This is a genomic window from Blautia sp. AF19-13LB (assembly GCF_003479105.1).
Taxonomy (GTDB): domain Bacteria; phylum Bacillota; class Clostridia; order Lachnospirales; family Lachnospiraceae; genus Fusicatenibacter; species Fusicatenibacter saccharivorans.
Genome location: NZ_QUGO01000014.1, coordinates 93757 through 104745 on the forward strand (window position 1 = coordinate 93757; position 10989 = coordinate 104745).

At 37.1% G+C, this 10989-nt stretch carries 16 protein-coding genes and 1 pseudogene; 16 read left to right on the plus strand and 1 reads right to left on the minus strand.

Annotated elements, in window-relative coordinates:
* Positions 1–97: 97 nt before the first annotated feature.
* The 12 genes and pseudogenes from DWX32_RS14380 to DWX32_RS14430 all read left to right on the plus strand — a co-directional run bounded on the left by DWX32_RS14380 (position 98) and on the right by DWX32_RS14430 (position 7726).
* A complete protein-coding gene (locus DWX32_RS14380) occupies positions 98–283 on the plus strand; it encodes a DUF6440 family protein (protein WP_055267402.1) in 186 nt (61 codons plus the stop codon).
* A gap of 51 nt (positions 284–334) precedes the next feature.
* On the plus strand, positions 335–937 hold the full coding sequence (locus DWX32_RS14385; RefSeq protein ID WP_055267400.1) for a Type 1 glutamine amidotransferase-like domain-containing protein: 603 nt from the start codon (positions 335–337) through the stop codon (positions 935–937).
* Between the two features lie 55 nt (positions 938–992).
* The gene (locus DWX32_RS14390; protein ID WP_117510125.1) at positions 993–1505 is read left to right on the plus strand and encodes a GrpB family protein; all 513 of its coding nucleotides are present in this window, start codon (positions 993–995) and stop codon (positions 1503–1505) included.
* 66 nt (positions 1506–1571) lie between these two features.
* Positions 1572–1907, plus strand: a complete 336-nt coding sequence (locus DWX32_RS14395; RefSeq protein ID WP_055267398.1) for a DUF3784 domain-containing protein — start codon at positions 1572–1574, stop codon at positions 1905–1907.
* A 427-nt stretch (positions 1908–2334) separates the two neighbouring features.
* Positions 2335–3048, plus strand: coding sequence for a lantibiotic protection ABC transporter ATP-binding protein (locus DWX32_RS14400; RefSeq protein WP_055225704.1), 714 nt, complete (start codon positions 2335–2337; stop codon positions 3046–3048).
* Positions 3041–3772: a lantibiotic immunity ABC transporter MutE/EpiE family permease subunit gene (locus tag DWX32_RS14405; RefSeq protein WP_118660411.1), complete on the plus strand. Its 732-nt coding sequence runs from the start codon at positions 3041–3043 to the stop codon at positions 3770–3772. The genes DWX32_RS14400 and DWX32_RS14405 overlap by 8 nt, the downstream gene beginning before the upstream one ends.
* Position 3773: 1 nt before the next feature.
* The gene (locus DWX32_RS14410) at positions 3774–4514 is read left to right on the plus strand and encodes a lantibiotic immunity ABC transporter MutG family permease subunit (RefSeq protein WP_118660413.1); all 741 of its coding nucleotides are present in this window, start codon (positions 3774–3776) and stop codon (positions 4512–4514) included.
* Between the two features lie 14 nt (positions 4515–4528).
* Entirely contained in the window at positions 4529–5191 is a 663-nt protein-coding gene (locus DWX32_RS14415; protein ID WP_055195474.1) for a response regulator transcription factor, read from the plus strand.
* Positions 5179–6555 carry a sensor histidine kinase gene (locus DWX32_RS14420; protein ID WP_055221650.1) on the plus strand — a complete coding sequence of 459 codons (1377 nt, stop codon included), beginning with the start codon at positions 5179–5181 and terminating at the stop codon, positions 6553–6555. The genes DWX32_RS14415 and DWX32_RS14420 overlap by 13 nt, the downstream gene beginning before the upstream one ends.
* Before the next feature lie 112 nt (positions 6556–6667).
* Positions 6668–6763 (plus strand): annotated as a pseudogene (locus DWX32_RS20230) (DUF6462 family protein); the annotation flags it as partial.
* A gap of 308 nt (positions 6764–7071) precedes the next feature.
* Positions 7072–7287, plus strand: coding sequence for a hypothetical protein (locus DWX32_RS14425; RefSeq protein WP_055221652.1), 216 nt, complete (start codon positions 7072–7074; stop codon positions 7285–7287).
* Positions 7288–7309: 22 nt separating this feature from the next.
* Entirely contained in the window at positions 7310–7726 is a 417-nt protein-coding gene (locus tag DWX32_RS14430) for a hypothetical protein (protein WP_118660415.1), read from the plus strand.
* Positions 7727–7777: 51 nt separating this feature from the next.
* On the opposite strand, the gene DWX32_RS14435 is transcribed toward DWX32_RS14430, so the two are convergent.
* Complete coding sequence (locus DWX32_RS14435) at positions 7778–8293, minus strand: helix-turn-helix domain-containing protein (protein ID WP_055182202.1); 516 nt, start codon at positions 8291–8293, stop codon at positions 7778–7780.
* 192 nt (positions 8294–8485) lie between these two features.
* Between DWX32_RS14435 and DWX32_RS14440 the strand changes: the two genes are divergently transcribed.
* The 4 genes from DWX32_RS14440 to DWX32_RS14460 all read left to right on the plus strand — a co-directional run.
* Positions 8486–9142, plus strand: coding sequence for a hypothetical protein (locus DWX32_RS14440; RefSeq protein WP_199596441.1), 657 nt, complete (start codon positions 8486–8488; stop codon positions 9140–9142).
* A 735-nt stretch (positions 9143–9877) separates the two neighbouring features.
* A complete protein-coding gene (locus DWX32_RS20235; RefSeq protein ID WP_021737557.1) occupies positions 9878–10087 on the plus strand; it encodes a DUF6219 family protein in 210 nt (69 codons plus the stop codon).
* Between the two features lie 3 nt (positions 10088–10090).
* Positions 10091–10546, plus strand: a complete 456-nt coding sequence (bcp, locus tag DWX32_RS14455) for a thioredoxin-dependent thiol peroxidase (protein WP_021737556.1) — start codon at positions 10091–10093, stop codon at positions 10544–10546.
* Positions 10546–10989, plus strand: a 444-nt coding sequence (locus DWX32_RS14460; protein WP_147398500.1) for a YaaA family protein, incomplete at its 3' end; no start/stop codon positions are given. The genes bcp and DWX32_RS14460, both read left to right, overlap by 1 nt.

Sequence of the window (10989 nt, forward strand, 5' to 3'; positions counted from 1 at the left end):
TAGTGCAATGAGTGGGCAATTCCAATCGGAGTTGCCCATTTTCTAAAATGAATGGAAATGCAAATCGGTATTTAATGCTTAACGAGGAGGAATAAACATGGCGAAGAAAGAAGAAAGATTTGAAGTTATATTTAGAGATGGAAGTTCGCTTAAAGATGAAGGGATTCGACAAATTCTTGTAGATAAGGAGACTGGAGTTAATTATCTTTGTTGGAAATCTGGATACGGGGCTGGTATTACACCTCTTCTGGATTCTGAAGGAAAAGTCATAGTTACTAAGTAAAATTAAAGTTTGTAGAATTAAGAAAATCGGAATTTATTAAGGAGGATATGGATGAAACTGTTTTTATGTTCGCACTTTTCAAGTGTAGGAAGTTTGATAAAAGAAGAAATTGATAACAAGAAAGTCGCATTTATTCCCACAGCTTCGCTGCGTGAAGGCTATACCGGTTATGTCGGCTCGGCTCGAAAGCTATTCAATAAACTGGGAGCAACCGTAACGGAAATTGATATTTCAACGGAGGCTTATTTAACGATACAGTCCGTTTTTGAAGATGCGGATGTGATCTATTTTACTGGTGGAAATTCTTTCTTCCTTATGGATCAGCTCCGTAAAACGAGAACGGATGAGCTATTGAAGAAGGAATTGGCAAAGGGAAAACTGATGATTGGTGAATCGGCGGGTGCGATTATATGCGCTCCAACTATCCAATATATTGAACAAATGGATGAAAAGCCGGAGGACTACTCACAAGAAGATGATGCAGGGCTTGATTTGATTGATTTCTATGTTCTTCCGCATTATCTTACAGCACCATTTAAGAAAGTTACTGAGAAAATAATGACTGAATTTTCGGATTTGAATCTATGCCCAATTAACAACCGTCAGGGAATTGTAATCGATGGTGAAGGTTCAAAGGTTATTTGCAAAGACTAATTTGAAAATTCCAGTTTTTGAAACTGAGAAATCGGAATTTGGGGAGGTAAAGAGAATGATTACAAAGCATGTTGTTGTGCTACCTTATGATGAACACTGGACACGGGATTTTTGTGAAATCAAGAGTGAAATCCAGGAAGCTCTTGATCAACTGGCTCTTGTGATAGAACATGTTGGCAGCACTTCAGTGCATGGTTTATCAGCGAAACCGATTATTGATATTGATGTCGTCATTAAAGATTACTCCATGCTTGACGCTGTAATCTCTGCCTTAGAAAGAATCGACTATCACCATGAAGGAAACCTTGGTATTGCCGGACGGGAAGCATTTAAATATGAAGGCAAAACCCATTTGCGGAAGCATCATCTATATGTATGCCCGCGAGATTCTGAGGAACTGAAAAGGCATATTGCTTTCCGTGAATATTTGCGTTCTCATCCGGAAGCTGTGCGTGAATACAGTAGAATTAAAGAAGAAGGCGCTGCACTCTATCCATTTGATATTGAGAAGTATATCGAGCATAAGTCACCGTTTGTCGAAAAAATCTACTCAGAAATAGGGATATGACAAATTCCAATTTATTGGGAAGTCGTAGAGAACGAAAAATCGGAATTTGAAGCGGAGGTATGTATTATGAATATAGGATTTTGGTCGTGTATAATTTTGGTAATACCATTTCTGATTATAGGTGTGTTATTTGCGATTTTTAAGGAAAAAGCAACAAAATTTGTTTCGGGATTTAATTCATTTTCTAAAGAAGAACAGGCATTGTATGATAAAGCTTATATCTCTCGTGATATAAGAAATCAGTGCTTTATGTGGGCTATTATAATGTTGGCAGGAGCATTATTATCCTGCTTTTTAACCCCATATATAGCTATACCAACCTATATTATTTGGTTAGTTCTGTTTTTTAGAGAAGTCCACTTTGATAATCATAAAGCGTTTGAAAAATATTTATTAAAGTAAATTCCAATTTGTAGGGCAGATAAGCTGTTTATTTGAGTAGAAAAAAGAATTACAATTAATAACGCCGGTGCGGGATTTTGATATCCAGTACCGGCGTTATTGATTCTACAGGGGCTTGGGGGTGTAGCCACCAAATATACTATTCGTTTTCTGCTTCGGCAAGTTTGTTAAGGATCCACTCCCGATTGATAACAATGTCCTCATCATCGCGGAGATCCTTGAAATCATTGCAGTGTGAAGAAGCAAATTCATACATATTGTCAATGTCAACTGCACCAGTGATCTTACCCTTATTAATGATGGTTTATTCCATACGAGAATAAAAATAGAGTAGACGAATTATTTAGCAATCTTCATCAAATCTTTATTTTTTTCTGTTAGGTTATATTTCAGTAAGAAATGAAATATGGAAGGAAGGATAGTAAAGATGGAAATGATGTTGCAGACACAAAATTTGTGTAAATATTTTAGAAAGCAGAAAGCGGTAAATAATGTTTCACTTAATATAGAAAAGAAACAGATTTATGGACTGCTTGGACCGAATGGTGCGGGAAAATCTACCACATTGAAAATGTTGACCGGTATGATGAAACCCACTGCAGGAAAGATTTACTTTGATGGAAAACTTTGGGATAGGAAAGATTTATCAAAAATAGGAGCGCTAATTGAGAATCCGCCTATTTATGAAAATCTTTCCGCCAGAGAGAATTTGAAGGTAAGACAATTATTGCTTGGTACAGATGAAAACAGAATTGATGAGGTCTTGCAGATTGTATCACTTACAAACACCGGAAAGAAGAAAGCAGGACAGTTTTCTTTGGGAATGAAGCAAAGACTAGGCATTGCAATGGCATTGCTTGGAGAACCGGAACTTTTGATATTGGATGAACCTACGAATGGATTAGATCCAATAGGCATCGAGGAATTACGAGAGCTGATCCGGTCTTTTCCGGAACAGGGAATCACTGTAATTCTCTCCAGTCATATTCTCTCAGAGGTACAGTTACTTGCAGATAAAGTCGGGATTATTTCAGGTGGAATCTTAGGATACGAAGGAGCATTAAAGCAGGGAGATAATCTTGAAGATTTGTTTATGAATGTGGTAAGAAAAAACCAGAAAGCAGGTGAAATCCATGGTTAATATTATAAAAGCAGAACATCAAAAAGCCAAAAGAACCATGCGAAAAAAGTTTATCTGGGGATTTCCTCTTCTTACATTTGTCATGGCATTTATATTTACTCTTGGGATGACAAATGCTTATGCAGAAAGTGTTTGGAACTGGTGGTATACACTTTTGCTGCCGGGGATGATTGCTCTATTTTGTTATCTTTCTGTGGCGCAGGAGAAAAAGATAAAATACTATCATTTAATGACTATTCCCACAGATAGAAGAAAATTGTTGCTGGGGAAAATTATTTATATTGGGTACATGATTTTGTTTTCTAATGTGATTGTGTTTGCAGGAGCAACGCTTGGAGGCTTTCTTCTAACGACACATGTTCCAGTTGGAGGAGCGTTGATGGCAGTATTGTTTCTGACGGTTTCTGAGTTATGGGAGATTCCGGTAGCTTTATTTTTAAGTGAACGATTTGGAATGATTGTAAACCTGTTCGTCTGCCTGTTTATTACCGTCAGCGGTGTGGTAATATCACAAACCAGAATCTGGTATGTACTTGTTTCTGCAATCCCTATGCGAATGATGTGCCCGTTGCTTCATGTTTTACCAAATGGACTTGCCGCAGAAGCAGGGAATCCTCTTTTGGATACGGGAGTCATTGTTCCGGGAATGTGTCTCTCAATCATCTGGTTTGTTTTTGTAACGGTTCTGTTTTTGAAATGGTTTGAGAGAAGAGAGGTGAAATAAGATGATTGGAAGATCTCTTAATGCAGACTTGCGAAAGATAAAAGGAACATCTGTGATTCTGGCACACTTACTGATTCCGATTATAACCAGCGTTATATTTTTAATATATTACTTTTTTTCACCATGGAATGAAAATATGAAAGTGATTGCATTTTATCAGGCAATAGGAGCAGGACTTCCGGTACTTATTGGAATTTTTACAGCAAGTGTGATGGAACAAGAACAAAATGCAGGTAATTTTCAAAACCTGTTGTCTTTACCGGATAAACCTGCAGCATTTTTATCGAAACTGTTGATGCTACTGGTTTTGTGTCTGTGCTCTATCCTATTGACAGCAATCATATTCGGAATTGGATTTGGAAGAATCGCATCAAGCGATATCGAAATCATGAAAGGATGTATATTTGCAGCATTGCTGCTGTGGGGAAGCAGTGTTCCACTTTATCTGTGGCAGCTGATTCTGGCTTTTCAGTTTGGAAAAGGGGTATCCATTGGAGCAGGGATTATATCAGGACTAATTAGTGCATTGATGCTTACCGGACTTGGAGATTATGTGTGGAAATATGTATTTGTCTGCTGGACGGGTAGAGTACCATATACTTATCTGCAATCTGTATTGGGAGAAACTAGTGTAGGTGAATGGTTGTCATTCATACCAGGTTGCTTAATATTTACAGGGATTAGTATGGTATACTATTTTTGGTGGGTAAACCACTGGGAAGGAAACAGAATATCGGAATAGAATCGAGGGAAACTATGGCAAAAATACTGGCAGTTGATGATGAACCGGCAATTTTGGAAATGATAGAAAGCATTTTGAATAAGGATGGACATCTGGTTACCAAAGTAAGTAATCCACTAAAAATTAATATGGAAGAATTACATCGTTATGACCTGATTTTACTGGACATTATGATGCCTGGAATTGATGGCTTCGAATTATGCAAAAGAATTAGGATACTTGTGGATTGTCCGATTTTGTTTCTTACGGCAAAAACGGAGGAAAACAGTCTGGTAAACGGACTCTCTTTAGGAGCAGATGATTATATTTCAAAGCCATTTGGAGTGATGGAACTTCGGGCAAGGATCAATGCACATCTTAGAAGAGAGCACAGGGAACATTCTGTCCGGATGGTTTTAGGGAGAGTCTGCATTCAGATGTCTCAAAAGAAACTGTTGATGGATGATAAAGAACTTCCGTTTACGAAAGCAGAGTACGAAATCTGTGAATTTCTGGCTAAAAACAGAGGACAGGTTTTCTCGAAGGAACAGATATTGGAAGCGGTCTTTGGCTTTGACAATGAGAGTAATGACAGTACTATAATCACGCATATCAAAAATATAAGAGCAAAATTTGCGGATTATGATTATATGCCGATAAAAACAGTCTGGGGGATTGGATATAAATGGGAAGAGTAAAGAGAAGCAATGCACTCAGCAGGATTTTTATGAGATATGTACTGGTCATGCTTGGATCATTAGTTGGTTTGGTGATTGTTGCTTATCTGCTGCTGTGCCTTTTGATTAGTGTGGGCTGTATTTATCCGGCAAATTATGCAGAGCAAAAGATTAATGAAGCATATGATACGATTCTACGTGCGGATAAAGTGACTGCTGAGATGATTCCCGCACTTTGCGATTATGTAATCTTTTCAGAGAATGGAGAGAAAATAGGTGGAGATCTGTCAGAACAATACGAACAGATAGCATGGAATGTTGCAAAGTACGGAAACGCATCCGGGAAATATTTTTATAAAGTAATTGTAAGGGAAAATGAATATGTTGTATTGCAATATCGCCTGACACCTCAATATCATTCAGCTTTTTTGAGGGAGCATTTTATAGGACCACAGAATGTGATGAGTATTATGTCAGTGATTGGAGCGGTAGCGATTATCATCATTCCGTCCATACGTTTTGGAAAAAGAATCAAAAAGCAGATGCAGCCTGTATTAGACGCAATCAGACAAATAAAGGATCAAAATCTGGAATATGAGACATCCTGTTCCGGTATCAAAGAGTTTGATGACTGTTTATCGGCAATCGATGATATGCGAGATGCATTGCGAGGATCTTTAGAAAAGCAGTGGAAAACAGAGCAGGAAAAGAAACAGCAGATGTCTGCTTTGGCGCATGATATTAAAACACCTCTTACGATTGTACGGGGAAATGCAGAACTACTTTCAGAGACTGAACTGACCACAGAACAGAAGAAAAATATCACTTATGTTTTAAACGGCACAATACAGATACAAAGTTATGTAAAACAGTTGATAGATGTCACAAAATCATGGAATTGCAGTGATGTTACCTATACAACGGTGAGGTTAGAAGATTTTTTCGCAGATATAAAGGAACAGGCACTCGGACTGGTAGAAATCTATCACCAGAAGATAGATTGGAAGGCGGAACAAAGTGACAAAAAGGTAACGATTGCTTATGAGCCAATGTTCCGAGCCGTAATGAATGTGATTCAGAATGCAGTGGAGCATACAAAAGAAAATGGAATCATTTATATTGACGCAAAGGAGCAGGATGACCGGCTGACATTCATTGTGGAGGATAGCGGATCAGGATTTACAAAAGAAGCATTATTGCATGGCACAGAGCAGTTTTTTATGGATGACACAAGTAGAAATGGCGAAGCCCATTATGGGATGGGACTATTTTTTGCAAAAACTGTGGCTGAAAAATATGGTGGAGGTATTAAACTTTCAAATTCTGAAAATACAGGTGGGGCGCGGGTAGAAATATTTTTCCTGAGTAGTCAAGAAACAAGCTAAATGAAAAGTCTAATCCCCCAGCATAGCTGGGGGATTAGACTTTTCATTTATACGGATATTCGCAAACTACAAGATAAAGCCAAAACTTCATATACTCTAACAGTTAGCAAAAGATGCCAGAGCAGTATACCATGTCAAAAGAATCGTGTTAGTTAATTTGGATCTTATTGATGAATATCTGGAAGCATTCCGTGATGAAGAATTTTGATGAAAGAACAGGAGGAACAACTATTCCTCGAAAATTGAGAATTACATATGTTCAATTCTTTGTATTAGGTATATATTTTGAAAAGTTATCCGGTTATACTGACAATATCAAAAGGCAGAACTGTTAGAATGAGGTGAGCAGATGGATACAGCACAGAGAATAAGGATAATTCGGATGATTGAAAAAATAGAGAAGAACCCAGAATTCAGTAGTAAAATCGGTGTGAGAAATACATCTGAGTTTATATCAAGTAAACAATCAAAAAAATGAATGATTCAAATCATAACAGGAGTCAGAAGGAGTAGAATATGTTATCGTTATTATTTGCTATATGCATGATTTGGTTTATTGGAAAATTTTTTATATTTGGTGTAAAAGCATCCTGGGGAATCTTAAAGCTGCTCTGTACAGTTGTATTTTTCCCGGTGATTTTGATAGGAATGGTTGTTGGCGGACTGATTTATATTGCACTTCCATTGTTGATCATCGGCGGAATCATTGCACTTATATCATCTAACTCATAAAAATACGAGGAGGGAAGAAATTATGGGATATGATATAGAAAAAGAGAAACGAGAAGCGATTGAAGCAGGACAACGTGCGTTAAGTAGTCTTCGGACAGCAAAAGAGAACCTGAACAGTGCAAAGAATTGGGGCTTGGTGGATATGTTTGGCGGTGGATTCTTTTCTACGATGTTGAAACACTCCAAGATGGATCAGGCCAGACAAAATATGGAACAGGCGAAATATGATCTTCGTAATTTCAGTAGGGAATTAAATGATGTGAACATGGCTTGTAATTTAAACATCAATACTGGAGACTTCTTATCCTTTGCAGATTATTTTTTTGATGGATTTGTTGTGGATTGGATGGTGCAGGATCGAATCAATAATGCCAGACATCAGGTGGAAGAAGCTATCAGCAGAACGGAATACATCATAAACCAGTTACAGCATATGTAAAGGAAAGAGGCAGTGAACCATAAATAGGTTCGCTGCCTTGTTTTTTCATACTTATTTCTGTTTCTTTTTTTCTTCTCTGAGCAATTCGATGTTTAGTCCCTGCTCTCCGGCTGTTTTATCAACCCAGAGATTCAGAGAATCTATTGCCAGAGAAATTTCATCCAGTTTGTTGCTGATAAAAGCAAAATCCTTGATCTCATCATCACTGATCTTACCGTCACGGGCAATCTGGATCAGACGTGTGGTAAGAGGATTAATCTCATTCAGACTGGCAATGGTTTCCAGGATTATATTGGACAAGTCAGAAACTTCGACTTCCGGGACATAACGGTGACCGATTTCGCATTTATGAGAGCAGTAATAATTGCAGAGATCTGGTCGCCCGTAAGCGTCTGCCATCTGGATAATATCATAAGGTGTAGGTTCCTGCATTTCATATTCAAATTTTTCAATTTTAGAATCAGAAACAGCAGTCATTTTTTCGCTGGCTTCTAATCTGGTAAGACCGGCTTCTTCCCGGCAAATCTGATAAATTGTTTTATTTTCTCTTGTAGATTGTTTCCCCATGAGAATAACCTCCCCGTATATCGCCGAACATGAGAATTATCAGGTGTTAAGTCCACATGCTGTGCGTGTATTTTCTTTATAGATTTTATTATACTTGAAGCATCAGTAAACAACAAGTGCATTGTTGATACGGAATTATGAAAGGAAGAAAAAACATGAGGAAAACTAGAAGTGATTGTAGAGTAGGAACATTTGAAAAGAAGCATGGTCTTCCACCGGGGACTATTAGAAACAAAAATGGAAGAGATACCAGAAGTGACAAAAAAATTGGCACCATTCGCAAAGAAGCAAAGTAGGAACATAATCATGGAAAAGAAAATAAGAAAAAGATATCATTCAGAAGAAGCTGTAAAAAAAGCGTTAAAAATTGAATCATTTCGAAATTTAACAAAGGATAAAGTGATGGAGTTTACATCTATGATTCCATATATGGAAAAGGAAGTGGCGCTTGAAATAATAAAGCAGTTCCCAGTATATGTAGAGTTTGTGGAATCAGCAATAGAAAATTATACACAGTTATGCAAAACAATTTTAGAAACAAATAAAGAAGAATATGAACAAGCAGTTCATGCACATCAGTATGTTCTTGAGACCTTCGCAAATCAGCTGGAACAAGAAAACTTAACAGAGGAGGAAAGAAGGGACTTTTCTGAAAAAATGATGGAAGAAGCTGATAAAATAACGGAATTATATTTACAGCAGCAGAAATTTCATGAGCGAGTGTTCAAGACGATTGGGGGAGTTGTAACATTAGCTTTGGGAGTGACGGTAACAATGTTAGGTTTAAAAGCAATTGGTAGCGATGAAGATTTACCTCAACTAGATGATGAGAATCAGAATGTTGCATAATAGCTTTATCTATAATTGAAAACAACAGGATGGAAAGGCTCAGGAAAAAGTATTCTGGGCCTTTTGTCTTAGAAGGATAGCAGTATAAAAGAGCAGGGATTTTTATACCCCACCTATTGATATACACTGTAACCATCAAAGAAGATTAAATCATAAAATTCAAAGAAATGGAGGAGTTGGCAATGAAAGGTTTTAACACTGGTGATGGTTACATGGGATTGGAGACTGTGAGAAAAAGTCTGTAACACTTTTTCTATGCGAACCCTACAAAAATATTAGAAGAATAACGTATGCAAAACTTCCTGTTTGCCAACTTGCCCTTTGAGAGAGGAAAAATCCTTTTCTCAAAGGGCTTTTTTGTTTATACGGATATTCGCAAACTTACAAGATAAAGCTAAAATTTCATATACTCTAAGCACAAGGAGGTTGAGGTTTATGAGCCAAACAGCACAGTGTCTAAGGCATATAAGCCACGAACCTGGTATACATTCTGCCAAATGGGAACAATGACGCAGGGTATCTGTAAATTAAAAAATAATGAAAAGAAGAATAAAAAAATACAACACGAAAGGATGCGTCAAGGTAATGCAAGAATTATCGTGATACATCCTTTTGTATTTGGATTGAGTATTTTTCTTTCCCTGCTTGTCAAAAGTAATGGATGGAATGTATAATATTGTTAATGATCCAGAGATATTTATTTTGGAAACAGCTTAATCAATTTGGAGGTATAAAATGAAAGCACATAAGTATTGGTCAATCGGAGCGTTAATTACTATGATTGGAACTTTTTATACTGGATATAAAGGATCCAAATCAGGTCATAGGTATTTTGCGTGTAGCACTCTTATATGTATGATCATGTCTATGTATACGGGACATAAAATGATTTCAGGTAATAAAAGAACAAGAAAACAGGTGGAAAATACAAAAGCGGAGGAATAGTAAATGTTAGAGTTAGGAAAAAAAGCACCGGACTTTGAATTGCCGGATCAGAATGGAGAAATGCATAAATTAAGCGATTATGCAGGAAAAAAAGTGATCTTATATTTTTATCCAAAGGATAATACACCAGGATGTACGAAGCAGGCATGTGGCTTTTCTGAGCGTTATCCACAGTTTACTGAGAAGGGAGCTGTTATTCTCGGAGTAAGCAAGGACTCTGTAGCGTCTCACAAGAGATTTGAAGAAAAATACGGACTGGCATTTACGCTATTAGCAGATCCGGAGCGTAAAGTTATTGAAGCATATGATGTCTGGAAAGAAAAGAAAAATTATGGAAAAGTATCTATGGGTGTAGTAAGAACTACATATCTTATTGATGAGCAGGGAATCATTATAAAGGCAAATGATAAAGTCAAGGCGGCAGATGATCCTGAAAATATGCTTAAGGAATTGGCATAATGAAGATTATTTTATCACCTGCAAAAAAGATGATTGTAGATACCGATAACTTAGCACCGGTTGAACTGCCTGTCTATATTGATAAGACAGCAGAAGTATTAAACTGGATGAAAAGCAAATCAAAAGAAGAACTGAAAGCTATCTGGAAATGTAATGACAAGATTGCAGAGCAGAACTTTAACAGATTGGAAAATATGGATCTTTATAACAGGCTTACTCCGGCTGTTTTAGCATATGAAGGGATTGCATTTCAATATATGGCACCATCTGTGTTTGAAATCCAGCAGTTTGAGTATTTGCAAAATCATTTAAGAATCTTGTCTGCGTTTTATGGCATTTTAAAACCAATGGATGGTGTGACTCCTTATCGTCTTGAAATGCAGGCAAAGGTTGGAATTGGAGATGCAAAAAATCTGTATGAGTACTGGGGAGAATTGTTATAC